Source organism: Klebsiella sp. CN_Kp075, from assembly GCF_040065055.2.
Lineage (GTDB): Bacteria > Pseudomonadota > Gammaproteobacteria > Enterobacterales > Enterobacteriaceae > Klebsiella > Klebsiella aerogenes.
The window spans coordinates 428266-449984 of record NZ_CM198050.1; the positions used below are offsets into that span (position 1 = coordinate 428266).

Sequence of the window (21719 nt, forward strand, 5' to 3'; positions counted from 1 at the left end):
ACCCGCTTTTTTTACGTCTCAATAATGCGGAGGCGGCGTCTCTTCAGACTGTGACGCGATGTGCGACGGCTGCGTCGCTTTCAGTTTTTCGATCATCAAGCGCATATGTTCGCGCATTTTGGCCATTTCTATTTCATGCGCCGTGACGGTTTTGTTGAGGTCCTCGATGGTGATCTCCTGAAACGCCAGTCGGCTTTCCAGTTCCGCCAGACGCGTCTCCATTGTGCTATCGTTCATAGGTCGCCTCTTCTGTCTTGTTTGCGGGCGGATTCTACTCAAGTTTCCGCGTTAACGCAGCATCGTAACGTCAGAGAGGAAACTAATTCATACAAAAATAGTCTGAAATGAGGCGATATTCAGGTAGGTCCGTATGTAGATTTGTTCTGCAACGTTCTATAGTACGTTTTTTGCTTTTTATGATAACCCTGGGGTGAGATGCCCCGGCCCTGGAGAAATGGATGAAATCACTGTTTAAAGTAACGCTGCTGGCGACCACGATGGCCGTTGCCCTGAATGCACCGCTGACCTTTGCTGCCGATACCGCAGCAAAAGCCGCACCGGCGGCGGACAGCAAATCGGCATTTAAAAATGACGATCAAAAATCCGCTTATGCGCTGGGTGCATCCCTCGGCCGTTACATGGAAAACTCCCTGAAAGAACAAGAGAAGCTGGGTATCAAACTGGATAAAGACCAGCTGATCGCCGGCGTGCAGGATGCGTTTGCCGATAAGAGCAAACTGTCCGACAAAGAAATTGAAACCACTCTGCAGTCCTTTGAGACCCGCGTGAAAACCGCCGCTCAGCAGAAGATGGAAAAAGATGCGACTGAGAACGATGCCAAAGGCAAAGCGTTCCGTGACGCCTTCGCTAAAGAGAAGGGCGTGAAAACTTCTAAATCCGGCCTGATGTATAAAGTCGAGAAAGCCGGTACCGGCGATGCGCCGAAAGACAGCGATACCGTCGTGGTGAACTACAAAGGTACGCTGATCGATGGTAAAGAGTTCGACAACTCTTACACCCGCGGCGAGCCGCTCTCTTTCCGTCTTGATGGCGTTATCCCGGGCTGGACCGAAGGCCTGAAAAACATCAAAAAAGGCGGCAAAATCAAGCTGGTCATCCCACCGGATCTGGCTTACGGCAAAACTGGCGTTCCGGGTATCCCGGCTAACTCTACGCTGGTATTCGATGTAGAACTGCTGGACATCAAACCGGCTCCGAAGGCTGATGCTAAGCCAGAAGCCGCTGCCGAAGCACCGGCTGCAGACGCTAAGAAGTAATCTGCCATAAGCCGCCGCCTTCAGGGGCGGCGGCTTTTTTATTGGCAGCAGATATAATTAAAACTGGAAAATTCCTCAGGCGCTGTATTACTTTAGATAGCTTAATAATGATGATGAGCCTGCCCTGACGATAACGACAGGCTCCTGAAAAGGAGTGCTTTTTTACATGTCCAGGTCGCTTTTAACCAACGAAACCAGCGAGCTTGACCTGCTGGATCAACGTCCTTTCGACCAGACCGACTTCGATATCCTAAAATCCTATGAAGCGGTGGTGGACGGGTTAGCGATGCTCATTGGCTCCCACTGTGAAATCGTGCTGCACTCACTGCAGGATTTAAAATGCTCCGCTATTCGTATCGCTAACGGTGAACACACCGGCCGCCAAATTGGCTCGCCGATTACCGATCTGGCGTTACGTATGCTGCACGATATGACGGGAGCGGATAGCAGCGTATCGAAGTGCTATTTTACCCGCGCGAAAAGCGGCGTGCTGATGAAATCGGTGACTATCGCCATACGTAACCGCGAACATCGGGTGATTGGTCTGCTTTGTATCAACATGAACCTCGATGTCCCGTTCTCGCAGATTATGAGCACTTTCATTCCGCCGGAAACGCCGGAAGTCAACTCGCAGGTCAACTTCGCCTCGTCGGTAGATGACCTGGTCGCACAAACGCTGGAGTTCACCATTGAAGAGGTGAATGCCGATCGCAACGTGTCGAATAACGCGAAAAACCGCCAAATCGTGTTGAATCTTTACGAGAAAGGCATCTTCGATATCAAAGATGCGATTAACCAGGTAGCCGATCGCCTGAATATCTCTAAACACACGGTGTACCTCTACATCCGCCAGTTTAAAAGCGGTGATTTCCAGGGACTCGATAAGTAATGCGTTTTGCCATCACGGTAACCGGGCCTGCCTACGGTACTCAGCAGGCCAGTAGCGCGTGGCAGTTTGCGCAGGCGGTTATTAACGCAGGGCATGAACTGGCCTGCGTGTTTTTCTATCGTGAAGGAGTCTACAACGCCAATCAGCTGACGGCCCCTGCCAGCGATGAGGTAGACCTGGTGCGTCACTGGCAGCGCCTGCATGATGAACATGCCGTTGCGCTGCACATATGCGTGGCAGCCGCGCTACGCCGCGGCGTGACCGATGAACGCGAAGCGCAGCAGCTTGGTTTGCCGGCGCAGAATCTGCAGCCGGGATTCACCTTAAGCGGACTAGGCGCGCTGGCTGAAGCGTCGTTAACCTGCGATAGAATGGTGCAGTTCTGATGAAACGCGTGGCTTTCGTATTTTCTTCCGCGCCGCACGGCAGCGCAGCCGGCAGGGAAGGGCTGGACGCCTTACTGGCGACCTCGGCGCTTACCGATGATCTCGGCGTGTTCTTTGTCGGCGACGGCGTGTTTCAGATTATCCCTGGCCAGCAGCCGGGAAAAATCCTCGCCCGTGATTATATCGCCACCTTCAAGCTGTTATCGCTGTATGACATCGAACAGTGTTGGCTATGCGCGGCGTCTGCCCGCGAACGCGGTCTGGCCGCCGATACGCCGTGGGTGGTGGATGCAGAAAGCCTCGAGCCAGAAGCGCTGCGCGCCCGGCTTGACGAGTTCAACGTGATTCTACGATTCTGAGGCCCACATGCTTCATACTCTAAGTGTCTCTCCCTGGCACGCCGATATCGATGCGATGCTGCGTCTGGTGAAGCCAGATGACGATCTGCTGCTGCTCTCCGATGGCGTGGTCGCGGCGATTGACGGCGGCCGTTTCCTTGAAATCCTGCAATCCGCCCCCATAACCCTACATGCTCTGCAAGACGATATCGAAGCCCGCGGGCTGGCTGGTCAAATTGCGGACAGTGTCGTCAGGGTTGACTATACTGATTTCGTCAGTCTAACGGTCAAACATGAAGGTCAGTTGGCCTGGTAATGGCGGGATCGTTGTATATTTCTTGACACCTTTTCGGCACCGCCCTAAAATTCTGCGTCCTCATATTATATGAGGCGATTTATTACGTGTTTACGAAGCAAAAGCTAAAACCAGGAGCTATTTAATGGCAACAGTTAACCAGCTGGTACGCAAACCACGCGCGCGCAAAGTTGCAAAGAGCAACGTGCCGGCGCTGGAAGCCTGCCCGCAGAAACGTGGCGTATGTACTCGCGTATATACCACCACTCCTAAGAAACCGAACTCCGCACTGCGTAAAGTTTGCCGTGTGCGTCTGACTAACGGTTTCGAAGTCACCTCCTACATCGGTGGTGAAGGTCATAACCTGCAGGAGCACTCCGTGATCCTGATCCGTGGCGGTCGTGTTAAAGACCTTCCGGGTGTTCGTTACCACACCGTTCGTGGTGCGCTTGACTGCTCCGGCGTTAAAGACCGTAAGCAGGCTCGCTCCAAGTACGGCGTGAAGCGTCCTAAGGCTTAATGGTTCTCCGTTAAGTAAGGCCAAACGTTTTATATTAATGTCAAACTAAACTCTTTGAGTTTTGGACAATCCTGAATTAACAACGGAGTATTTCCATGCCACGTCGTCGCGTCATTGGTCAGCGTAAAATTCTGCCGGATCCGAAGTTCGGATCAGAACTGCTGGCTAAATTTGTAAATATCCTGATGGTAGATGGTAAAAAATCTACTGCAGAAACTATCGTATACAGCGCGCTGGAGACCCTGGCTCAGCGCTCTGGTAAAACTGAACTGGAAGCCTTCGAAGTTGCACTCGAAAACGTGCGCCCGACTGTCGAAGTTAAGTCCCGCCGCGTAGGTGGTTCTACTTATCAGGTTCCAGTTGAAGTACGTCCGGTTCGTCGTAATGCCCTGGCAATGCGTTGGATCGTTGAAGCTGCTCGTAAACGCGGTGATAAATCCATGGCTCTGCGCCTGGCGAACGAACTCACTGACGCTGCAGACAACAAAGGTACTGCAGTTAAGAAACGTGAAGACGTTCACCGTATGGCCGAAGCCAACAAGGCGTTCGCACACTACCGTTGGTAATCCCTTCGGAGTCATAGTCACCAGGCGGGCGTTTCAGATGAGTCGCCCGCTCTGGATAACTTAACTGAACGCCTAAAGAAATAAACGAGGAATCAAATGGCTCGTACAACACCCATCGCACGCTACCGTAACATCGGTATCAGTGCGCACATCGACGCCGGTAAAACCACTACTACCGAACGTATTCTGTTCTACACCGGTGTAAACCACAAAATCGGTGAAGTTCATGACGGCGCCGCTACCATGGACTGGATGGAGCAGGAGCAGGAACGTGGTATCACCATCACTTCCGCTGCGACTACTGCATTCTGGTCTGGTATGGCTAAACAGTATGAACCGCACCGTGTAAACATCATCGACACCCCGGGGCACGTTGACTTCACTATCGAAGTAGAACGTTCCATGCGTGTTCTTGATGGTGCGGTAATGGTTTACTGCGCAGTTGGTGGTGTTCAGCCGCAGTCTGAAACCGTATGGCGTCAGGCAAACAAATATAAAGTTCCGCGCATTGCGTTCGTTAACAAAATGGACCGCATGGGTGCGAACTTCCTGAAAGTTGTTGGTCAGATCAAAACCCGTCTGGGCGCGAACCCGGTTCCGCTGCAGCTGGCAATTGGTGCTGAAGAAGGTTTCACCGGTGTTGTTGACCTGGTGAAAATGAAAGCCATCAACTGGAACGATGCAGACCAGGGCGTTACCTTCGAATACGAAGATATCCCGGCTGACATGCAGGACCTGGCTGACGAATGGCACCAGAACCTGATCGAGTCCGCTGCGGAAGCTTCCGAAGAGCTGATGGAAAAATACCTGGGTGGTGAAGAACTGACTGAAGAAGAGATCAAAAAAGCTCTGCGTCAGCGCGTTCTGAACAACGAAATCATCCTGGTAACCTGTGGTTCTGCGTTCAAGAACAAAGGTGTTCAGGCGATGCTGGATGCGGTAATTGATTACCTGCCATCCCCGGTTGATGTTCCGGCAATCAACGGCATCCTGGACGACGGTAAAGATACCCCGGCTGAGCGTCACGCAAGCGACGACGAGCCGTTCTCTGCACTGGCGTTCAAAATCGCTACCGACCCGTTTGTTGGTAACCTGACCTTCTTCCGTGTGTACTCCGGTGTGGTTAACTCTGGTGATACCGTACTGAACTCCGTGAAAGCTGCACGTGAGCGTTTCGGTCGTATCGTTCAGATGCACGCTAACAAACGTGAAGAGATCAAAGAAGTTCGCGCGGGCGATATCGCTGCCGCTATCGGTCTGAAAGACGTAACCACTGGTGACACCCTGTGTGACCCGGATGCGCCGATCATTCTGGAGCGTATGGAATTCCCTGAGCCGGTAATCTCCATCGCCGTTGAGCCGAAAACCAAAGCTGACCAGGAAAAAATGGGTCTGGCTCTGGGTCGTCTGGCTAAAGAAGACCCGTCATTCCGCGTATGGACTGACGAAGAGTCTAACCAGACCATCATCGCCGGTATGGGTGAGCTGCACCTCGACATCATCGTTGACCGTATGAAGCGTGAATTCAACGTTGAAGCGAACGTCGGTAAACCTCAGGTTGCTTACCGCGAAGCGATTCGCCAGAAAGTTACCGATGTTGAAGGTAAACACGCCAAGCAGTCTGGTGGTCGTGGTCAGTACGGTCACGTTGTGATCGACATGTACCCGCTGGAGCCGGGCTCTAACCCGAAAGGTTACGAGTTCATCAACGACATTAAAGGTGGTGTAATCCCTGGCGAATACATCCCGGCCGTTGATAAAGGCATCCAGGAACAGCTGAAAGCTGGTCCGCTGGCTGGTTACCCGGTAGTTGATATGGGTATCCGTCTGCACTTCGGTTCTTACCACGACGTTGACTCCTCTGAGCTGGCGTTTAAACTGGCCGCTTCTATCGCCTTTAAAGAAGGCTTTAAGAAAGCGAAACCAGTTCTGCTTGAGCCGATCATGAAGGTTGAAGTAGAAACTCCGGAAGAGAACACCGGTGACGTAATCGGTGACTTGAGCCGTCGTCGCGGCATGCTGCGCGGTCAAGAATCTGAAGTAACTGGCGTTAAGATCCACGCTGAAGTTCCGCTGTCTGAAATGTTCGGATATGCAACTCAGCTGCGTTCTCTGACCAAAGGTCGTGCATCATACACCATGGAATTCCTGAAGTATGATGATGCGCCGAACAACGTTGCTCAGGCCGTTATTGAAGCCCGTGGTAAATAATCCACAGGATTAAAACCTAAGTCCCGTGCTCTCTCCTGAGGGGAGAGCACTATAGTAAGGAATATAGCCGTGTCTAAAGAAAAATTTGAACGTACAAAACCGCACGTCAACGTTGGTACTATCGGCCACGTCGACCATGGTAAAACTACTCTGACCGCTGCAATCACCACCGTACTGGCTAAAACCTACGGCGGTGCTGCTCGCGCATTCGACCAGATCGATAACGCGCCGGAAGAAAAAGCTCGTGGTATCACCATCAACACTTCTCACGTTGAATATGACACCCCGACTCGCCACTACGCACACGTAGACTGCCCGGGCCACGCCGACTATGTTAAAAACATGATCACCGGTGCTGCTCAGATGGATGGCGCGATCCTGGTTGTTGCTGCGACTGACGGCCCGATGCCGCAGACTCGTGAGCACATCCTGCTGGGTCGTCAGGTAGGCGTTCCGTACATCATCGTGTTCCTGAACAAATGCGACATGGTTGATGACGAAGAGCTGCTGGAACTGGTTGAGATGGAAGTTCGTGAACTGCTGTCTCAGTACGATTTCCCGGGCGACGACACTCCGATCGTTCGTGGTTCTGCTCTGAAAGCGCTGGAAGGCGACGCAGAGTGGGAAGCGAAAATCATCGAACTGGCTGGCTTCCTGGATTCTTACATCCCGGAACCAGAGCGTGCGATTGACAAGCCGTTCCTGCTGCCGATCGAAGACGTATTCTCCATCTCCGGTCGTGGTACCGTTGTTACCGGTCGTGTAGAGCGCGGTATCATCAAAGTTGGTGAAGAAGTTGAAATCGTTGGTATCAAAGAAACCGCGAAAACCACCTGTACTGGCGTTGAAATGTTCCGCAAACTGCTGGACGAAGGCCGTGCTGGTGAGAACGTTGGTGTTCTGCTGCGTGGTATCAAACGTGAAGAAATCGAACGTGGTCAGGTACTGGCTAAGCCGGGCAGCATCAAGCCGCACACCAAGTTCGAATCTGAAGTGTACATCCTGTCCAAAGACGAAGGCGGCCGTCATACTCCGTTCTTCAAAGGCTACCGTCCGCAGTTCTACTTCCGTACTACTGACGTGACTGGTACCATCGAACTGCCGGAAGGCGTAGAGATGGTAATGCCGGGCGACAACATCAAAATGGTTGTTACCCTGATCCACCCGATCGCGATGGACGACGGTCTGCGTTTCGCAATCCGTGAAGGCGGCCGTACCGTTGGCGCGGGCGTTGTAGCTAAAGTTCTGGGCTAATTCGTTAGCTTTGAATTAAAAAGGGCGCTTCGGCGCCCTTTTTGCTGTCTGTGATTTGGTGATAAGCCAGGTTGGTTTAAATATTCATAAAGTGCGCCGCTACGGATAATTAATAAACAGTCTATTGTAATCATAACTATTCTCATTTAAACTTTGTGCATAAATTGAACGGGAGTTTATATGTACGTTTGTTTGTGCAATGGCGTTAGCGATAAAAAAATCCGCCAGGTTGTGCGTCAATTTCAACCGCAATCTTTTCAACAATTACGCAAGTTTATTCCCGTTGGAAATCAATGCGGTAAGTGCGTCCGCGCGGCACGCGAAGTGATGGAAGATGAATTAACCAGCATGCCGGAATTCAAAGAAATCGCCTGATCGCGACCCTTCTCTTTTTGACATCCTTATAGCCCGGACTACGCTTCAATAAGTGGAAGCGGAGGGTCTTTATAATGAAAGGTGATGTCAAAATCATAAGTTATCTCAATAAATTATTGGGAAACGAACTGGTTGCTATTAACCAGTATTTTCTTCATGCAAGAATGTTCAAGAACTGGGGCCTGATGCGCCTCAACGATATTGAATATCATGAATCTATCGATGAGATGAAACACGCCGATAAGTACATCGAGCGTATTTTGTTTCTTGAAGGGCTGCCTAACCTGCAGGATCTTGGCAAACTTGGCATCGGTGAGGATGTCGAAGAGATGCTGCAGTCTGACTTACGGCTGGAGCTCGAAGGCGCGCAAAACCTGCGTGAGGCAATCGCCTATGCCGACAGCGTTCATGATTATGTCAGTCGCGATATGATGATTGAAATCCTTGCCGATGAGGAAGGCCATATTGACTGGCTGGAAACCGAGTTAGATCTGATCGGCAAAATCGGTCTGCAAAATTACCTTCAATCGCAGATCAAAGTGTCAGACTAGCGAACGTCTGCCAACCGCACCAAAAACCCGCTGCAGTCAGAAATGGCCCAAACGGCAGCGGGTTGTTCAAATCCCATCGTTGTTGCTTCCTCCTCCTGACCAACGCCAATGTCATCCATGTCATCCCGGCAAACAGCGAGGCGACCAATACCAGCTGTGGCAACCTTTGCCAGCCGTGCCAGGCGCCGAGGGCGGCAAGATATTTAACGTCGCCGTATCCTAATCCCTCATAGCTGCGAAACATGCGATATAGCCAATAGAGCAGGGCAAAAAAAAGATAGCCGGCAATAGCCCCCCAGACGGCATCTTCTAGCCGCTGCGGCGCAAGACACAGGTAAAAAACTAAACCACTCCACAGCAGCGGGCAGGTGAGACTGTCGGGAAGAAGACCGTGAAGCAGGTCCTGCCGGCACAACGCCAGGGTTAATGCACAGTAGCAAACTAAGAAGGGGAGGACGGTAAGCATGGAACACTCCTGTTAGGGGATAATGCGCTCACTTTGCCTATCGTCGCGCGTTTGCGCAAAGCGCATTTGTGCAAGATGGAAGGCTTATTCCTGACTTATTTATCGTGTTATTGCATTGCTGAGCGCCTGCGCGAGAAGACGCGCAAATTGTGGTGATGATTTTCTAATCAGCACTTGCGTCGCGCCTGAATTTGCGTATAATGCGCGGGCCTGTCAAAATTGACGGCCGGTTCGATATGAGCCCTGGTAGCGCAGTTTGCTACCTAACAATGTTCCCAATCGGGGAACTCTGTAAGAACGGTTACACTCTCCCATCAATCGTAATGGGTATGAGGAGTAATCATTTCGTCTATAAAATAATTGGAGCTCTGGTCTCATGCAGAACCAAAGAATCCGTATCCGCCTTAAAGCGTTTGATCATCGTCTGATCGATCAATCAACCGCGGAAATCGTCGAGACTGCTAAGCGCACTGGTGCGCAAGTCCGTGGTCCGATCCCGCTGCCGACCCGCAAAGAGCGTTTCACCGTTCTGATCTCTCCGCACGTCAACAAAGATGCGCGTGATCAGTACGAGATTCGTACTCACAAGCGTCTGGTTGACATCGTTGAGCCAACTGAAAAAACCGTTGATGCTCTGATGCGTCTGGACCTGGCTGCCGGTGTAGACGTGCAGATCAGCCTGGGTTAATCAGGTCATCGAGCGATTGAGAGGTTGATACAATGATTGGTTTAGTCGGTAAAAAAGTGGGTATGACCCGCATCTTCACTGAAGATGGCGTCTCTATCCCAGTAACCGTTATCGAAGTTGAAGCAAACCGCGTTACTCAGGTCAAAGATCTGGCTAACGATGGCTATCGCGCTATTCAGGTTACCACTGGTGCTAAAAAAGCTAACCGTGTAACTAAGCCGGAAGCTGGTCACTTTGCTAAAGCTGGCGTAGAAGCTGGCCGCGGCCTGTGGGAGTTCCGTCTGGCAGATGGTGAAGAATACACCGTTGGTCAGAACATTAGCGTTGAACTGTTTGCTGACGTTAAAAAAGTTGACGTAACCGGTACCTCTAAAGGTAAAGGTTTCGCTGGTACCGTTAAGCGCTGGAACTTCCGTACCCAGGACGCTACCCACGGTAACTCCTTGTCTCACCGCGTTCCGGGTTCTATCGGTCAGAACCAGACTCCGGGCAAAGTGTTCAAAGGCAAGAAAATGGCAGGTCAGCTGGGCAACGAACGCGTTACTGTTCAGAGCCTGGACGTAGTACGTGTTGACGCTGAGCGCAACCTGCTGCTGGTTAAAGGTGGTGTTCCGGGTGCAACCGGCTGCGACCTGATCGTTAAACCAGCTGTGAAGGCGTAAGGGGATAGCAATGGAATTAGTATTGAAAGACGCGCAGAGCGCGCTGACTGTTTCCGAAACTACCTTCGGTCGTGATTTCAACGAAGCGCTGGTTCACCAGGTTGTTGTTGCTTATGCAGCTGGTGCGCGTCAGGGTACTCGTGCTCAGAAGACTCGTGCTGAAGTAACTGGTTCAGGCAAAAAGCCATGGCGCCAGAAAGGTACCGGCCGTGCGCGTTCAGGTTCTATCAAGAGCCCGATCTGGCGTTCCGGTGGCGTAACCTTCGCTGCTCGTCCGCAGGACCACAGTCAAAAAGTTAACAAGAAGATGTACCGCGGCGCGCTGAAAAGCATTCTGTCCGAACTGGTACGTCAGGATCGTCTGATCGTTGTCGAGAAGTTCTCTGTAGAAGCGCCTAAAACTAAGCTGCTGGCTCAGAAACTGAAAGACATGGCTCTGGAAGATGTGCTGATCATCACCGGTGAGCTGGACGAGAACCTGTTCCTGGCCGCACGTAACCTGCACAAGGTTGACGTACGCGATGCGACTGGTATCGACCCGGTTAGCCTGATCGCCTTCGACAAAGTCGTAATGACTGCTGATGCTGTTAAGCAAGTTGAGGAGATGCTGGCATGATTCGTGAAGAACGTCTGCTGAAGGTGCTGCGCGCACCGCACGTTTCTGAAAAAGCGTCTACTGCGATGGAAAAAACCAACACCATCGTTCTCAAAGTTGCTAAAGACGCGACCAAAGCAGAAATCAAAGCTGCTGTGCAGAAACTGTTTGAAGTCGAAGTCGAAGTCGTTAACACCCTGGTAGTTAAAGGGAAAGTTAAACGTCACGGACAGCGTATCGGTCGTCGTAGCGACTGGAAAAAAGCTTACGTCACCCTGAAGGAAGGCCAGAATCTGGACTTCGTCGGCGGCGCTGAGTAAGTCGGAGGAGTAATACAATGGCAGTTGTTAAATGTAAACCGACATCTCCGGGTCGTCGCCACGTTGTTAAAGTGGTCAACCCAGAGCTGCACAAGGGCAAACCTTTTGCTCCGCTGGTTGAAAAAAACAGCAAATCCGGCGGTCGTAACAACAATGGCCGTATCACCACTCGTCATATCGGTGGTGGTCACAAGCAGGCTTACCGTATTGTTGACTTCAAACGCAACAAAGATGGTATCCCGGCAGTTGTTGAACGTCTTGAGTACGATCCGAACCGTTCCGCGAACATCGCGCTGGTTCTGTACAAAGACGGTGAGCGCCGTTACATTCTGGCCCCGAAAGGCCTGAAAGCTGGCGACCAGATTCAGTCTGGCGTTGATGCTGCAATCAAAGCAGGCAACACCCTGCCGATGCGCAATATCCCGGTTGGTTCTACCGTTCATAACGTAGAAATGAAACCAGGTAAAGGCGGTCAGCTGGCTCGTTCCGCTGGTACTTACGTTCAGATCGTTGCTCGTGACGGTGCTTATGTCACCCTGCGTCTGCGTTCTGGTGAAATGCGTAAAGTCGAAGCAGACTGCCGCGCTACTCTGGGCGAAGTTGGCAATGCTGAGCATATGCTGCGCGTTCTGGGTAAAGCAGGTGCTGCACGCTGGCGTGGTGTTCGTCCTACCGTTCGCGGTACTGCGATGAACCCAGTCGATCACCCACATGGTGGTGGTGAAGGTCGTAACTTTGGTAAGCACCCGGTATCCCCGTGGGGCCTGCAGACCAAAGGTAAGAAGACCCGCAGCAACAAGCGTACTGATAAATTCATCGTACGTCGCCGTAGCAAATAATTTTAGAGGATAAGCCATGCCACGTTCTCTCAAGAAAGGTCCTTTTATTGACCTGCACTTGCTGAAGAAGGTAGAGAAAGCGGTGGAAAGCGGAGACAAGAAGCCCCTGCGCACTTGGTCCCGTCGTTCAACGATCTTTCCTAACATGATCGGTTTGACCATCGCTGTCCATAATGGTCGTCAGCACGTTCCAGTCTTTGTTTCCGACGAAATGGTTGGTCACAAACTGGGTGAATTCGCACCGACTCGTACTTATCGCGGCCACGCTGCTGATAAAAAAGCGAAGAAGAAATAAGGTAGGAGGAAGAGATGGAAACTTTAGCTCAACATCGCCATGCTCGTTCTTCTGCTCAGAAGGTTCGCCTTGTAGCTGACCTGATTCGCGGTAAGAAAGTGTCGCAGGCCCTGGATATTCTGACCTACACCAACAAAAAAGCTGCTGTACTGGTCAAGAAGGTACTGGAATCTGCCATTGCTAACGCTGAACACAACGATGGCGCTGACATTGATGATCTGAAAGTTGCGAAAATTTTCGTAGACGAAGGCCCGAGCATGAAGCGCATTATGCCGCGTGCTAAAGGTCGTGCAGATCGCATCCTGAAGCGCACCAGCCACATCACTGTGGTTGTGTCCGATCGCTGAGACTCTGGAGACTAGCAATGGGTCAGAAAGTACATCCTAATGGTATTCGCCTGGGTATTGTCAAACCATGGAACTCTACCTGGTTCGCGAACACCAAAGAATTCGCTGACAACCTGGACAGCGATTTTAAAGTACGTCAGTTCTTAACTAAAGAGCTGGCTAAAGCGTCTGTATCTCGCATCGTTATCGAGCGTCCGGCTAAGAGCATTCGTGTGACCATTCACACTGCTCGCCCGGGTATCGTTATCGGTAAGAAAGGCGAAGACGTAGAAAAACTGCGCAAGGTCGTAGCGGATATCGCTGGCGTTCCTGCACAGATCAATATTGCCGAAGTTCGTAAGCCTGAACTGGACGCTAAATTGGTTGCTGACAGCATCACTTCTCAGCTGGAACGTCGCGTTATGTTCCGTCGTGCTATGAAGCGTGCTGTACAGAACGCAATGCGTCTGGGCGCTAAAGGTATCAAAGTTGAAGTTAGCGGCCGTCTGGGCGGCGCGGAAATCGCACGTACCGAATGGTACCGTGAAGGTCGCGTACCGCTGCACACTCTGCGTGCTGACATCGACTACAACACCTCTGAAGCGCACACCACTTACGGTGTAATCGGCGTTAAGGTATGGATCTTCAAAGGTGAGATCCTGGGTGGTATGGCTGCTGTTGAACAACCGGAACCGGCTGCTCAACCTAAAAAGCAGCAGCGTAAAGGCCGTAAATAAGGAGCGTCGCTGATGTTACAACCAAAGCGTACAAAATTCCGTAAAGTGCACAAAGGCCGCAACCGTGGTCTGGCGCAGGGTACGGATGTTAGCTTCGGCACTTTCGGTCTGAAAGCTGTTGGCCGTGGTCGTCTGACTGCACGTCAGATCGAAGCAGCACGTCGTGCTATGACCCGTGCAGTTAAGCGTCAAGGTAAGATCTGGATCCGTGTATTCCCGGACAAACCGATCACCGAGAAGCCGCTGGAAGTTCGTATGGGTAAAGGTAAAGGTAACGTGGAGTACTGGGTTGCCTTGATTCAGCCGGGTAAAGTCCTTTATGAAATGGACGGCGTACCGGAAGAGCTGGCCCGTGAAGCATTCGGCCTGGCAGCAGCGAAACTGCCGATCAAAACCACCTTTGTAACTAAGACGGTGATGTAATGAAAGCAAAAGAGCTGCGTGAAAAAAGCGTTGAAGAGCTGAACGCTGAGCTGCTGAACCTGCTGCGTGAGCAGTTCAACCTGCGTATGCAGGCTGCAAGTGGCCAGCTGCAACAGACTCATCTGCTGAAGCAAGTGCGTCGTGATGTTGCACGCGTTAAGACTTTACTGACTCAGAAGGCGGGTGCGTAATGACCGATAAAATCCGTACTCTGCAAGGTCGCGTAGTTAGCGACAAAATGGAGAAATCCATTGTTGTTGCTATCGAACGTTTTGTGAAACACCCGATCTACGGTAAATTCATCAAACGTACGACCAAACTGCACGTACATGACGAGAACAACGAATGTGGTATCGGCGACAAGGTTGAAATCCGTGAATGCCGTCCACTGTCCAAGACTAAGTCCTGGACGCTGGTTCGCGTTGTAGAGAAAGCGGTTCTGTAATAGAGTACGCATTCTCAATACGAATAAACGGCTCAGCGATGGGCCGTTTATTTTTTCTACCCATATTGCAGAAGCGGTGTTATAATGCCGCGCCCTCGATATGGGGCTTTTTAACGACCCAGCTTTTGGGTCCCAGTAGTAGTTGACATTAGCGGAGCACTAAAATGATCCAAGAACAGACTATGCTGAACGTCGCCGACAACTCCGGTGCACGTCGCGTAATGTGTATCAAGGTTCTGGGTGGCTCGCACCGTCGCTACGCAGGCGTAGGCGACATCATCAAGATCACCATCAAAGAAGCAATTCCGCGTGGTAAGGTCAAGAAAGGTGATGTGCTGAAGGCGGTAGTGGTGCGCACCAAGAAGGGTGTTCGTCGCCCGGACGGTTCTGTCATTCGCTTCGATGGTAATGCATGCGTTATTTTAAACAATAACAGCGAGCAACCTATCGGTACGCGTATTTTTGGGCCGGTAACTCGTGAACTTCGTAACGAGAAGTTCATGAAAATTATCTCTCTGGCACCAGAAGTACTCTAAGGAGCGAATCATGGCAGCGAAAATCCGTCGTGATGACGAAGTTATCGTGTTAACCGGTAAAGATAAAGGTAAACGCGGTAAAGTTAAAAATGTCCTGTCTTCCGGCAAGGTCATTGTTGAAGGTATCAACCTGGTTAAGAAACATCAGAAGCCGGTTCCGGCCCTGAACCAACCAGGCGGCATCGTAGAGAAAGAAGCAGCTATTCAAGTCTCTAACCTTGCTATCTTCAACGCGGCAACCGGCAAGGCTGACCGTGTAGGCTTTAGATTCGAAGACGGCAAAAAAGTCCGTTTCTTCAAATCTAATAGCGAAACTATCAAGTAATTTGGAGTAGTACGATGGCGAAACTGCATGATTACTACAAAGACGAAGTAGTCGCTAAACTCATGACTGAGTTTAACTACAATTCTGTCATGCAAGTCCCTCGGGTCGAGAAGATCACCCTGAACATGGGTGTTGGTGAAGCGATCGCTGACAAGAAACTGCTGGATAACGCAGCAGCTGACCTGACAGCAATCTCCGGTCAAAAACCGCTGATCACCAAAGCACGCAAATCAGTTGCAGGCTTCAAAATCCGTCAGGGCTATCCGATCGGCTGTAAAGTAACTCTGCGCGGCGAGCGCATGTGGGAGTTCTTTGAGCGCCTGATCACTATTGCTGTACCGCGTATCCGTGACTTCCGTGGCTTGTCCGCTAAGTCTTTCGACGGTCGTGGTAACTACAGCATGGGTGTCCGTGAGCAGATCATCTTCCCAGAAATCGACTACGATAAAGTCGACCGCGTTCGTGGTTTGGATATTACCATTACCACTACTGCGAAATCTGATGAAGAAGGCCGCGCTCTGCTGGCTGCCTTTGACTTCCCGTTCCGCAAGTAAGGTAGGGTTACTTAATGGCTAAGCAATCAATGAAAGCACGCGAAGTAAAGCGCGTGGCTTTAGCTGATAAATTCTTCGCTAAACGCGCTGAACTGAAAGCTATCATCTCTGATGTGAACGCAACCGACGAAGATCGTTGGAACGCTGTTCTCAAGCTGCAGACTCTGCCGCGTGATTCCAGCCCGTCTCGTCAGCGTAATCGCTGCCGTCAAACAGGTCGTCCGCATGGTTTCCTGCGGAAGTTCGGGTTGAGCCGTATTAAGGTCCGTGAAGCCGCTATGCGCGGTGAAATCCCGGGTCTGAAAAAGGCTAGCTGGTAATTGTCACCAATTGAATCACGGGAGTAAAGACAGATGAGCATGCAAGATCCGATCGCGGATATGCTGACCCGTATCCGTAACGGTCAGGCCGCGAATAAAGCTGCGGTCACCATGCCTTCCTCCAAGCTGAAAGTGGCAATTGCCAACGTGCTGAAGGAAGAAGGCTTTATTGAAGATTTTAAAGTTGAAGGCGACATCAAGCCGGAACTGGAACTGACTCTTAAGTATTTCCAGGGTAAAGCTGTTGTAGAAAGCATTCAGCGTGTCAGCCGCCCAGGTCTGCGCATCTACAAACGTAAAGATGAGCTGCCGAAAGTTATGGCGGGTCTGGGTATCGCAGTTGTTTCTACCTCTAAAGGTGTTATGACTGATCGTGCAGCGCGCCAAGCTGGTCTTGGTGGCGAAATTATCTGCTACGTAGCCTAATCGGAGGAAAAAATGTCTCGTGTTGCTAAAGCACCGGTCGTTGTTCCTGCCGGCGTTGACGTTAAAGTCAACGGTCAGGTTATTACGATCAAAGGTAAGAATGGCGAGCTGACTCGTACTCTCAACGATGCTGTTGAAGTTAAACATGCAGATAATGCTCTGACCTTCGGTCCGCGTGATGGTTACGTAGACGGATGGGCTCAGGCTGGTACCGCGCGTGCCCTGCTGAACTCAATGGTTATCGGTGTTACCGAAGGCTTCACTAAAAAGCTTCAGCTGGTTGGTGTAGGCTATCGTGCAGCGGTCAAAGGGGATGTAGTAAACCTGGCTTTAGGTTTCTCTCATCCTGTTGAACATAAGCTGCCGGCCGGTATCACTGCAGAATGTCCGACTCAAACTGAAATCGTGCTGAAAGGCGCTGATAAGCAGGTGATCGGCCAGGTTGCAGCAGATCTGCGCGCCTACCGTCGTCCTGAGCCTTACAAAGGCAAGGGTGTTCGTTACGCCGACGAAGTCGTGCGTACCAAAGAGGCTAAGAAGAAGTAAGGTAACACTATGGATAAGAAATCTGCTCGTATCCGTCGTGCGACCCGCGCACGCCGCAAGCTCCAGGAGCTGGGTGCAACTCGCCTGGTGGTACATCGTACCCCGCGTCATATTTACGCACAGGTAATTGCTCCGAATGGTTCTGAAGTTCTGGTAGCTGCTTCTACTGTAGAAAAAGCTATCTCTGAACAACTGAAGTACACCGGTAACAAAGACGCGGCCGCAGCTGTGGGTAAAGCTGTTGCTGAACGCGCTCTGGAAAAAGGCATCAAAGATGTTTCCTTTGACCGTTCCGGGTTCCAATATCATGGTCGTGTCCAGGCACTGGCAGATGCTGCCCGTGAAGCTGGCCTTCAGTTCTAAGGTAGAGGTGTAAGATGGCTCACATCGAAAAACAAGCTGGCGAACTGCAGGAAAAGCTGATCGCGGTAAACCGCGTATCTAAAACCGTTAAAGGTGGTCGTATTTTCTCCTTCACAGCTCTGACTGTAGTTGGTGACGGTAACGGTCGCGTAGGTTTTGGTTACGGTAAAGCGCGTGAAGTTCCAGCAGCGATCCAGAAAGCGATGGAAAAAGCCCGTCGCAATATGATTAACGTCGCGCTGAATACTGGCACCCTGCAGCACCCGGTTAAGGGTACTCACACGGGTTCTCGTGTATTCATGCAGCCGGCTTCCGAAGGTACCGGTATCATCGCCGGTGGTGCAATGCGCGCCGTTCTGGAAGTCGCTGGGGTTCGTAACGTTCTGGCTAAAGCATATGGTTCCACCAACCCGATCAACGTGGTTCGTGCAACTATTGATGGCCTGGAAAATATGAAGTCTCCAGATATGGTCGCTGCCAAGCGTGGTAAATCCGTTGAAGAAATTCTGGGGAAATAAACCATGGCAAAGACTATTAAAATTACTCAAACCCGCAGTGCAATCGGTCGTTTGCCGAAACACAAGGCAACGCTGCTTGGCCTGGGTCTGCGTCGTATTGGTCACACCGTAGAGCGCGAGGATACTCCTGCTGTTCGTGGTATGGTCAACGCGGTTTCCTTCATGGTTAAAGTTGAGGAGTAAGAGATGCGTTTAAATACTCTGTCTCCGGCCGAAGGCTCCAAAAAGGCGGGTAAACGCCTGGGTCGTGGTATCGGTTCTGGCCTCGGTAAAACCGGTGGTCGTGGTCACAAAGGTCAGAACTCTCGTTCTGGCGGTGGCGTACGTCGCGGTTTCGAGGGTGGTCAGATGCCACTGTACCGTCGTCTGCCGAAATTCGGCTTCACTTCTCGTAAAGCAATGATCACCGCAGAAGTTCGTCTGTCTGATCTGGCTCACGTAGAAGGCGATGTGGTAGACCTGAACACGCTGAAAGCGGCTAACATTATCGGTATCCAGATCGAGTTCGCGAAAGTGATCCTGTCTGGTGAGGTAACTCGTCCGGTAACTGTTCGTGGCCTGCGCGTGACTAAAGGCGCTCGTGCTGCTATCGAAGCTGCTGGCGGTAAAATTGAGGAATAAGTAGCAGATGGCTAAACAACCGGGATTAGATTTTCAAAGTGCCAAAGGTGGAATTGGCGAACTGAAACGCAGACTTCTGTTTGTTATCGGTGCGCTGATTGTGTTCCGTATTGGCTCTTTTATTCCGATCCCTGGTATTGATGCCACTGTACTTGCCAAATTGCTTGAGCAACAGCGAGGCACCATCATTGAAATGTTTAACATGTTCTCTGGTGGTGCTCTCAGCCGTGCTTCTATCTTTGCTCTGGGGATCATGCCGTATATTTCGGCGTCGATCATTGTCCAGCTGCTGACCGTTGTTTATCAACCGCTGGCAGAACTGAAGAAAGAAGGGGAGTCTGGTCGTCGTAAGATCAGCCAGTACACCCGCTACGGTACTCTGGTGCTGGCTATATTCCAGTCGATCGGTATTGCTACCGGTCTGCCGAATATGCCTGGTATGCAGGGCCTGGTGATTAATCCGGGCTTTGCATTCTATTTCACCGCTGTTGTTAGTCTGGTCACAGGGACTATGTTCCTGATGTGGCTCGGCGAACAGATCACCGAACGCGGTATCGGAAACGGTATCTCGATCCTGATCTTCGCCGGGATCGTTGCGGGACTCCCGCCGGCCATCGCCCATACTATCGAGCAAGCGCGTCAAGGCGACCTGCACTTCCTCCTGTTGCTGTTGGTTGCAGTATTAGTATTTGCAGTGACCTTCTTCGTTGTATTCGTTGAACGTGGTCAACGCCGCATTGTGGTAAACTACGCTAAGCGTCAACAGGGTCGTCGTGTCTATGCTGCACAGAGCACACATTTACCGCTGAAAGTGAATATGGCGGGGGTAATCCCGGCAATCTTCGCTTCCAGTATTATTCTGTTCCCGGCGACCATCACGTCATGGTTCGGGGGCGGTACTGGTTGGAACTGGCTGACAACAATTTCGCTGTATTTGCAGCCTGGGCAACCGCTTTATGTGTTACTCTATGCGTCTGCAATCATCTTCTTCTGTTTCTTCTACACGGCGTTGGTTTTCAACCCGCGTGAAACAGCAGATAACCTGAAGAAGTCCGGTGCATTTGTACCAGGAATTCGTCCGGGAGAACAAACGGCGAAGTATATCGATAAAGTAATGACCCGCCTGACTCTGGTCGGTGCGTTGTATATCACTTTTATCTGCCTGATCCCGGAGTTCATGCGTGATGCAATGAAAGTGCCGTTCTACTTCGGTGGAACCTCGCTGCTTATTGTTGTCGTCGTGATTATGGACTTTATGGCTCAAGTGCAAACTCTGATGATGTCTAGTCAGTATGAGTCTGCATTGAAGAAGGCGAACCTGAAAGGCTACGGCCGCTAACTGGTCGCCCGAGAAGTTACGGAGAGTAAAAATGAAAGTTCGTGCTTCCGTCAAGAAATTATGCCGTAACTGCAAAATCGTTAAGCGTGATGGTGTCATCCGTGTGATTTGCAGTGCCGAGCCAAAGCATAAACAGCGCCAAGGCTGATTTATTCGCATATTTTTCTTGCAAAGTTGGGTTGAGCTGGCTAGATTAGCCAGCCAATCTTTTGTATGTCTGTACGTTTCCATTTGAGTATCCTGAAAACGGGCTTTTCAGCATGGTACGTACATATTAAATAGTAGGAGTGCATAGTGGCCCGTATAGCAGGCATTAACATTCCTGATCAGAAACATACCGTAATTGCTTTAACCGCAATTTTTGGTATCGGCAAGACCCGCTCTAAAGCCATCTGCGCTGAAACGGGTATCGCTGAAAATGTTAAGATCAGTGAGCTGTCTGAAGAACAGATTGATTCTCTGCGTGAAGCAGTAGGTAAATTTGTCGTTGAAGGTGATCTGCGCCGTGAAATCACCCTTAGCATCAAGCGTCTGATGGACCTTGGTTGCTACCGTGGTTTACGCCATCGTCGTGGTCTTCCGGTTCGCGGTCAGCGTACTAAGACCAACGCACGTACCCGTAAGGGTCCGCGTAAACCGATCAAGAAATAATCGGGGTGATTGAATAATGGCAAAGGCACCAGTTCGTGCACGTAAGCGTGTAAGAAAACAAGTCTCTGATGGCGTGGCTCATATCCATGCTTCTTTTAACAACACCATCGTTACCATCACTGATCGTCAGGGTAACGCGCTGGGTTGGGCAACAGCCGGTGGTTCCGGTTTCCGTGGTTCTCGCAAATCCACTCCGTTTGCAGCTCAGGTTGCAGCAGAGCGTTGCGCAGAAGCCGTAAAAGAATACGGCATCAAGAATCTGGAAGTTATGGTTAAAGGTCCGGGTCCAGGTCGCGAATCTACTATTCGTGCACTGAACGCCGCTGGTTTCCGCATCACTAATATTACTGATGTGACTCCGATCCCTCATAACGGTTGTCGTCCGCCGAAAAAACGTCGCGTATAACGCCTCGTTTCTAGGATTGTTGGAGAAAGAAAATGGCAAGATATTTGGGTCCTAAGCTCAAGCTGAGCCGTCGTGAGGGCACTGACTTATTCCTTAAGTCTGGCGTTCGCGCGATCGATACCAAGTGTAAAATTGAACAAGCTCCTGGCCAGCACGGTGCGCGTAAGCCGCGTCTGTCTGACTATGGTGTGCAGTTGCGTGAAAAGCAAAAAGTTCGCCGTATGTACGGTGTGCTGGAGCGTCAGTTCCGTAACTACTATAAAGAAGCAGCACGTCTGAAAGGCAACACCGGTGAAAACCTGTTGGCTCTGCTGGAAGGTCGTCTGGACAACGTTGTATACCGTATGGGCTTCGGCGCCACTCGTGCTGAAGCACGCCAGCTGGTTAGCCACAAGGCTATCATGGTAAACGGTCGTGTTGTTAACATCGCTTCTTATCAGGTAAAAGCGAATGACGTTGTTAGCATCCGTGAGAAAGCGAAAAAGCAATCTCGCGTGAAAGCCGCTCTGGAGCTGGCTGAGCAGCGTGAAAAGCCAACCTGGCTGGAAGTTGATGCTGGCAAGATGGAAGGTACGTTCAAGCGTCAGCCGGAGCGTTCTGATCTGTCTGCGGACATTAACGAACACCTGATCGTCGAGCTTTACTCCAAGTAAAGC

At 51.0% G+C, this 21719-nt stretch carries 39 protein-coding genes; 37 read left to right on the forward strand and 2 right to left on the reverse strand.

Annotated features, from left to right (window positions below; genetic code table 11):
* Positions 1–18: 18 nt before the first annotated feature.
* Positions 19–237 (reverse strand): protein SlyX, encoded by a 219-nt coding sequence (locus ABLV78_RS01975; RefSeq protein WP_015369411.1) that lies wholly within the window; start codon positions 235–237, stop codon positions 19–21.
* Between the two features lie 221 nt (positions 238–458).
* Here ABLV78_RS01975 and fkpA point away from each other — a divergent pair, with 221 nt between their 5' ends.
* The 11 genes from fkpA (at position 459) to bfr (ending at position 8662) form a co-directional block, all read left to right on the forward strand.
* A complete protein-coding gene (gene fkpA, locus ABLV78_RS01980; protein ID WP_015369412.1) occupies positions 459–1277 on the forward strand; it encodes an FKBP-type peptidyl-prolyl cis-trans isomerase in 819 nt (272 codons plus the stop codon).
* A gap of 166 nt (positions 1278–1443) precedes the next feature.
* Entirely contained in the window at positions 1444–2166 is a 723-nt protein-coding gene (locus ABLV78_RS01985) for a helix-turn-helix transcriptional regulator (protein ID WP_004868391.1), read from the forward strand.
* The gene (tusD, locus tag ABLV78_RS01990; RefSeq protein ID WP_045394884.1) at positions 2166–2552 is read left to right on the forward strand and encodes a sulfurtransferase complex subunit TusD; all 387 of its coding nucleotides are present in this window, start codon (positions 2166–2168) and stop codon (positions 2550–2552) included. The genes ABLV78_RS01985 and tusD overlap by 1 nt, the downstream gene beginning before the upstream one ends.
* On the forward strand, positions 2552–2911 hold the full coding sequence (tusC, locus tag ABLV78_RS01995; RefSeq protein WP_045394885.1) for a sulfurtransferase complex subunit TusC: 360 nt from the start codon (positions 2552–2554) through the stop codon (positions 2909–2911). The genes tusD and tusC overlap by 1 nt, the downstream gene beginning before the upstream one ends.
* A 7-nt stretch (positions 2912–2918) precedes the next feature.
* Entirely contained in the window at positions 2919–3206 is a 288-nt protein-coding gene (gene tusB, locus ABLV78_RS02000) for a sulfurtransferase complex subunit TusB (protein WP_047047273.1), read from the forward strand.
* A 124-nt stretch (positions 3207–3330) separates the two neighbouring features.
* On the forward strand, positions 3331–3705 hold the full coding sequence (gene rpsL, locus ABLV78_RS02005) for a 30S ribosomal protein S12 (RefSeq protein ID WP_000246815.1): 375 nt from the start codon (positions 3331–3333) through the stop codon (positions 3703–3705).
* Positions 3706–3800: 95 nt separating this feature from the next.
* Positions 3801–4271 carry a 30S ribosomal protein S7 gene (gene rpsG, locus ABLV78_RS02010; protein ID WP_015369416.1) on the forward strand — a complete coding sequence of 157 codons (471 nt, stop codon included), beginning with the start codon at positions 3801–3803 and terminating at the stop codon, positions 4269–4271.
* Between the two features lie 96 nt (positions 4272–4367).
* Positions 4368–6482, forward strand: coding sequence for an elongation factor G (gene fusA, locus ABLV78_RS02015; protein ID WP_045375915.1), 2115 nt, complete (start codon positions 4368–4370; stop codon positions 6480–6482).
* A gap of 69 nt (positions 6483–6551) precedes the next feature.
* Positions 6552–7736, forward strand: a complete 1185-nt coding sequence (tuf, locus tag ABLV78_RS02020; protein ID WP_015369418.1) for an elongation factor Tu — start codon at positions 6552–6554, stop codon at positions 7734–7736.
* A gap of 180 nt (positions 7737–7916) precedes the next feature.
* A complete protein-coding gene (gene bfd, locus ABLV78_RS02025) occupies positions 7917–8111 on the forward strand; it encodes a bacterioferritin-associated ferredoxin (RefSeq protein ID WP_015369419.1) in 195 nt (64 codons plus the stop codon).
* Positions 8112–8185: 74 nt separating this feature from the next.
* Positions 8186–8662, forward strand: coding sequence for a bacterioferritin (gene bfr / locus ABLV78_RS02030; protein ID WP_015369420.1), 477 nt, complete (start codon positions 8186–8188; stop codon positions 8660–8662).
* Here bfr and ABLV78_RS02035 read toward each other — a convergent pair.
* Entirely contained in the window at positions 8646–9128 is a 483-nt protein-coding gene (locus tag ABLV78_RS02035) for a prepilin peptidase (RefSeq protein WP_047047067.1), read from the reverse strand. The genes bfr and ABLV78_RS02035 overlap by 17 nt on opposite strands.
* A 376-nt stretch (positions 9129–9504) precedes the next feature.
* On the opposite strand from ABLV78_RS02035, the gene rpsJ reads away from it, so the two are divergent.
* From rpsJ to rpsD, 26 genes are all read left to right on the forward strand, one after another.
* Positions 9505–9816 carry a 30S ribosomal protein S10 gene (gene rpsJ / locus ABLV78_RS02040; protein ID WP_001181005.1) on the forward strand — a complete coding sequence of 104 codons (312 nt, stop codon included), beginning with the start codon at positions 9505–9507 and terminating at the stop codon, positions 9814–9816.
* Between the two features lie 32 nt (positions 9817–9848).
* Positions 9849–10478, forward strand: a complete 630-nt coding sequence (gene rplC / locus ABLV78_RS02045) for a 50S ribosomal protein L3 (protein WP_015369422.1) — start codon at positions 9849–9851, stop codon at positions 10476–10478.
* 10 nt (positions 10479–10488) lie between these two features.
* Entirely contained in the window at positions 10489–11094 is a 606-nt protein-coding gene (rplD, locus tag ABLV78_RS02050; RefSeq protein WP_000424395.1) for a 50S ribosomal protein L4, read from the forward strand.
* Complete coding sequence (gene rplW / locus ABLV78_RS02055; RefSeq protein ID WP_000617546.1) at positions 11091–11393, forward strand: 50S ribosomal protein L23; 303 nt, start codon at positions 11091–11093, stop codon at positions 11391–11393. Before rplD ends, rplW begins: the two co-directional genes overlap by 4 nt.
* A gap of 17 nt (positions 11394–11410) precedes the next feature.
* Entirely contained in the window at positions 11411–12232 is an 822-nt protein-coding gene (gene rplB, locus ABLV78_RS02060; RefSeq protein WP_015369423.1) for a 50S ribosomal protein L2, read from the forward strand.
* Between the two features lie 16 nt (positions 12233–12248).
* A complete protein-coding gene (gene rpsS / locus ABLV78_RS02065; protein ID WP_001138115.1) occupies positions 12249–12527 on the forward strand; it encodes a 30S ribosomal protein S19 in 279 nt (92 codons plus the stop codon).
* 14 nt (positions 12528–12541) lie between these two features.
* The gene (gene rplV, locus ABLV78_RS02070; protein ID WP_002919773.1) at positions 12542–12874 is read left to right on the forward strand and encodes a 50S ribosomal protein L22; all 333 of its coding nucleotides are present in this window, start codon (positions 12542–12544) and stop codon (positions 12872–12874) included.
* A 17-nt stretch (positions 12875–12891) separates the two neighbouring features.
* Positions 12892–13590, forward strand: a complete 699-nt coding sequence (gene rpsC / locus ABLV78_RS02075) for a 30S ribosomal protein S3 (protein ID WP_002919766.1) — start codon at positions 12892–12894, stop codon at positions 13588–13590.
* A gap of 12 nt (positions 13591–13602) precedes the next feature.
* A complete protein-coding gene (gene rplP, locus ABLV78_RS02080; protein WP_002919759.1) occupies positions 13603–14013 on the forward strand; it encodes a 50S ribosomal protein L16 in 411 nt (136 codons plus the stop codon).
* Positions 14013–14204 (forward strand): 50S ribosomal protein L29, encoded by a 192-nt coding sequence (gene rpmC / locus ABLV78_RS02085; RefSeq protein WP_002919754.1) that lies wholly within the window; start codon positions 14013–14015, stop codon positions 14202–14204. Before rplP ends, rpmC begins: the two co-directional genes overlap by 1 nt.
* Positions 14204–14458, forward strand: coding sequence for a 30S ribosomal protein S17 (gene rpsQ, locus ABLV78_RS02090; protein WP_002438707.1), 255 nt, complete (start codon positions 14204–14206; stop codon positions 14456–14458). Before rpmC ends, rpsQ begins: the two co-directional genes overlap by 1 nt.
* A 164-nt stretch (positions 14459–14622) precedes the next feature.
* Positions 14623–14994, forward strand: coding sequence for a 50S ribosomal protein L14 (gene rplN, locus ABLV78_RS02095; protein WP_000613954.1), 372 nt, complete (start codon positions 14623–14625; stop codon positions 14992–14994).
* 10 nt (positions 14995–15004) lie between these two features.
* Positions 15005–15319, forward strand: coding sequence for a 50S ribosomal protein L24 (gene rplX, locus ABLV78_RS02100; RefSeq protein ID WP_015369424.1), 315 nt, complete (start codon positions 15005–15007; stop codon positions 15317–15319).
* Positions 15320–15333: 14 nt separating this feature from the next.
* Positions 15334–15873: a 50S ribosomal protein L5 gene (gene rplE / locus ABLV78_RS02105; protein WP_003031123.1), complete on the forward strand. Its 540-nt coding sequence runs from the start codon at positions 15334–15336 to the stop codon at positions 15871–15873.
* 14 nt (positions 15874–15887) lie between these two features.
* On the forward strand, positions 15888–16193 hold the full coding sequence (gene rpsN / locus ABLV78_RS02110; protein WP_002919667.1) for a 30S ribosomal protein S14: 306 nt from the start codon (positions 15888–15890) through the stop codon (positions 16191–16193).
* Positions 16194–16226: 33 nt separating this feature from the next.
* Positions 16227–16619 carry a 30S ribosomal protein S8 gene (gene rpsH, locus ABLV78_RS02115; protein ID WP_008807048.1) on the forward strand — a complete coding sequence of 131 codons (393 nt, stop codon included), beginning with the start codon at positions 16227–16229 and terminating at the stop codon, positions 16617–16619.
* 12 nt (positions 16620–16631) lie between these two features.
* On the forward strand, positions 16632–17165 hold the full coding sequence (rplF, locus tag ABLV78_RS02120; RefSeq protein WP_008807049.1) for a 50S ribosomal protein L6: 534 nt from the start codon (positions 16632–16634) through the stop codon (positions 17163–17165).
* A 9-nt stretch (positions 17166–17174) separates the two neighbouring features.
* Complete coding sequence (rplR, locus tag ABLV78_RS02125) at positions 17175–17528, forward strand: 50S ribosomal protein L18 (protein WP_006817270.1); 354 nt, start codon at positions 17175–17177, stop codon at positions 17526–17528.
* A gap of 14 nt (positions 17529–17542) precedes the next feature.
* Entirely contained in the window at positions 17543–18046 is a 504-nt protein-coding gene (gene rpsE, locus ABLV78_RS02130; RefSeq protein WP_015703641.1) for a 30S ribosomal protein S5, read from the forward strand.
* A gap of 3 nt (positions 18047–18049) precedes the next feature.
* A complete protein-coding gene (gene rpmD / locus ABLV78_RS02135) occupies positions 18050–18229 on the forward strand; it encodes a 50S ribosomal protein L30 (protein ID WP_001140434.1) in 180 nt (59 codons plus the stop codon).
* Positions 18230–18232: 3 nt separating this feature from the next.
* On the forward strand, positions 18233–18667 hold the full coding sequence (rplO, locus tag ABLV78_RS02140; protein WP_015369426.1) for a 50S ribosomal protein L15: 435 nt from the start codon (positions 18233–18235) through the stop codon (positions 18665–18667).
* 7 nt (positions 18668–18674) lie between these two features.
* Entirely contained in the window at positions 18675–20006 is a 1332-nt protein-coding gene (gene secY, locus ABLV78_RS02145) for a preprotein translocase subunit SecY (RefSeq protein ID WP_015703640.1), read from the forward strand.
* 31 nt (positions 20007–20037) lie between these two features.
* Positions 20038–20154, forward strand: coding sequence for a 50S ribosomal protein L36 (gene rpmJ / locus ABLV78_RS02150; RefSeq protein WP_000868187.1), 117 nt, complete (start codon positions 20038–20040; stop codon positions 20152–20154).
* A 146-nt stretch (positions 20155–20300) separates the two neighbouring features.
* Complete coding sequence (rpsM, locus tag ABLV78_RS02155; protein ID WP_015369429.1) at positions 20301–20657, forward strand: 30S ribosomal protein S13; 357 nt, start codon at positions 20301–20303, stop codon at positions 20655–20657.
* Between the two features lie 16 nt (positions 20658–20673).
* Entirely contained in the window at positions 20674–21063 is a 390-nt protein-coding gene (gene rpsK / locus ABLV78_RS02160) for a 30S ribosomal protein S11 (RefSeq protein WP_004388621.1), read from the forward strand.
* A gap of 32 nt (positions 21064–21095) precedes the next feature.
* Positions 21096–21716: a 30S ribosomal protein S4 gene (gene rpsD / locus ABLV78_RS02165; RefSeq protein WP_002919224.1), complete on the forward strand. Its 621-nt coding sequence runs from the start codon at positions 21096–21098 to the stop codon at positions 21714–21716.
* Positions 21717–21719 lie beyond the last annotated feature (3 nt).

Excerpts from the sequence above, each read along its gene's own strand:
- ABLV78_RS01975 (WP_015369411.1), bottom strand. The coding sequence starts at position 237 with ATGAACGATAGCACAATGGAGACGCGTCTGGCGGAACTGGAAAGCCGA.
- fkpA (WP_015369412.1), top strand. The coding sequence starts at position 459 with ATGAAATCACTGTTTAAAGTAACGCTGCTGGCGACCACGATGGCCGTT.
- ABLV78_RS01985 (WP_004868391.1), top strand. The coding sequence starts at position 1,444 with ATGTCCAGGTCGCTTTTAACCAACGAAACCAGCGAGCTTGACCTGCTG.
- tusD (WP_045394884.1), top strand. The coding sequence starts at position 2,166 with ATGCGTTTTGCCATCACGGTAACCGGGCCTGCCTACGGTACTCAGCAG.
- tusC (WP_045394885.1), top strand. The coding sequence starts at position 2,552 with ATGAAACGCGTGGCTTTCGTATTTTCTTCCGCGCCGCACGGCAGCGCA.
- tusB (WP_047047273.1), top strand. The coding sequence starts at position 2,919 with ATGCTTCATACTCTAAGTGTCTCTCCCTGGCACGCCGATATCGATGCG.
- rpsL (WP_000246815.1), top strand. The coding sequence starts at position 3,331 with ATGGCAACAGTTAACCAGCTGGTACGCAAACCACGCGCGCGCAAAGTT.
- rpsG (WP_015369416.1), top strand. The coding sequence starts at position 3,801 with ATGCCACGTCGTCGCGTCATTGGTCAGCGTAAAATTCTGCCGGATCCG.
- fusA (WP_045375915.1), top strand. The coding sequence starts at position 4,368 with ATGGCTCGTACAACACCCATCGCACGCTACCGTAACATCGGTATCAGT.
- bfd (WP_015369419.1), top strand. The coding sequence starts at position 7,917 with ATGTACGTTTGTTTGTGCAATGGCGTTAGCGATAAAAAAATCCGCCAG.
- bfr (WP_015369420.1), top strand. The coding sequence starts at position 8,186 with ATGAAAGGTGATGTCAAAATCATAAGTTATCTCAATAAATTATTGGGA.
- ABLV78_RS02035 (WP_047047067.1), bottom strand. The coding sequence starts at position 9,128 with ATGCTTACCGTCCTCCCCTTCTTAGTTTGCTACTGTGCATTAACCCTG.
- rpsJ (WP_001181005.1), top strand. The coding sequence starts at position 9,505 with ATGCAGAACCAAAGAATCCGTATCCGCCTTAAAGCGTTTGATCATCGT.
- rplC (WP_015369422.1), top strand. The coding sequence starts at position 9,849 with ATGATTGGTTTAGTCGGTAAAAAAGTGGGTATGACCCGCATCTTCACT.
- rplD (WP_000424395.1), top strand. The coding sequence starts at position 10,489 with ATGGAATTAGTATTGAAAGACGCGCAGAGCGCGCTGACTGTTTCCGAA.
- rplW (WP_000617546.1), top strand. The coding sequence starts at position 11,091 with ATGATTCGTGAAGAACGTCTGCTGAAGGTGCTGCGCGCACCGCACGTT.
- rplB (WP_015369423.1), top strand. The coding sequence starts at position 11,411 with ATGGCAGTTGTTAAATGTAAACCGACATCTCCGGGTCGTCGCCACGTT.
- rpsS (WP_001138115.1), top strand. The coding sequence starts at position 12,249 with ATGCCACGTTCTCTCAAGAAAGGTCCTTTTATTGACCTGCACTTGCTG.
- rplV (WP_002919773.1), top strand. The coding sequence starts at position 12,542 with ATGGAAACTTTAGCTCAACATCGCCATGCTCGTTCTTCTGCTCAGAAG.
- rpsC (WP_002919766.1), top strand. The coding sequence starts at position 12,892 with ATGGGTCAGAAAGTACATCCTAATGGTATTCGCCTGGGTATTGTCAAA.
- rplP (WP_002919759.1), top strand. The coding sequence starts at position 13,603 with ATGTTACAACCAAAGCGTACAAAATTCCGTAAAGTGCACAAAGGCCGC.
- rpmC (WP_002919754.1), top strand. The coding sequence starts at position 14,013 with ATGAAAGCAAAAGAGCTGCGTGAAAAAAGCGTTGAAGAGCTGAACGCT.
- rpsQ (WP_002438707.1), top strand. The coding sequence starts at position 14,204 with ATGACCGATAAAATCCGTACTCTGCAAGGTCGCGTAGTTAGCGACAAA.
- rplN (WP_000613954.1), top strand. The coding sequence starts at position 14,623 with ATGATCCAAGAACAGACTATGCTGAACGTCGCCGACAACTCCGGTGCA.
- rplX (WP_015369424.1), top strand. The coding sequence starts at position 15,005 with ATGGCAGCGAAAATCCGTCGTGATGACGAAGTTATCGTGTTAACCGGT.
- rplE (WP_003031123.1), top strand. The coding sequence starts at position 15,334 with ATGGCGAAACTGCATGATTACTACAAAGACGAAGTAGTCGCTAAACTC.
- rpsN (WP_002919667.1), top strand. The coding sequence starts at position 15,888 with ATGGCTAAGCAATCAATGAAAGCACGCGAAGTAAAGCGCGTGGCTTTA.
- rpsH (WP_008807048.1), top strand. The coding sequence starts at position 16,227 with ATGAGCATGCAAGATCCGATCGCGGATATGCTGACCCGTATCCGTAAC.
- rplF (WP_008807049.1), top strand. The coding sequence starts at position 16,632 with ATGTCTCGTGTTGCTAAAGCACCGGTCGTTGTTCCTGCCGGCGTTGAC.
- rplR (WP_006817270.1), top strand. The coding sequence starts at position 17,175 with ATGGATAAGAAATCTGCTCGTATCCGTCGTGCGACCCGCGCACGCCGC.
- rpsE (WP_015703641.1), top strand. The coding sequence starts at position 17,543 with ATGGCTCACATCGAAAAACAAGCTGGCGAACTGCAGGAAAAGCTGATC.
- rpmD (WP_001140434.1), top strand. The coding sequence starts at position 18,050 with ATGGCAAAGACTATTAAAATTACTCAAACCCGCAGTGCAATCGGTCGT.
- rplO (WP_015369426.1), top strand. The coding sequence starts at position 18,233 with ATGCGTTTAAATACTCTGTCTCCGGCCGAAGGCTCCAAAAAGGCGGGT.
- secY (WP_015703640.1), top strand. The coding sequence starts at position 18,675 with ATGGCTAAACAACCGGGATTAGATTTTCAAAGTGCCAAAGGTGGAATT.
- rpmJ (WP_000868187.1), top strand. The coding sequence starts at position 20,038 with ATGAAAGTTCGTGCTTCCGTCAAGAAATTATGCCGTAACTGCAAAATC.
- rpsK (WP_004388621.1), top strand. The coding sequence starts at position 20,674 with ATGGCAAAGGCACCAGTTCGTGCACGTAAGCGTGTAAGAAAACAAGTC.
- rpsD (WP_002919224.1), top strand. The coding sequence starts at position 21,096 with ATGGCAAGATATTTGGGTCCTAAGCTCAAGCTGAGCCGTCGTGAGGGC.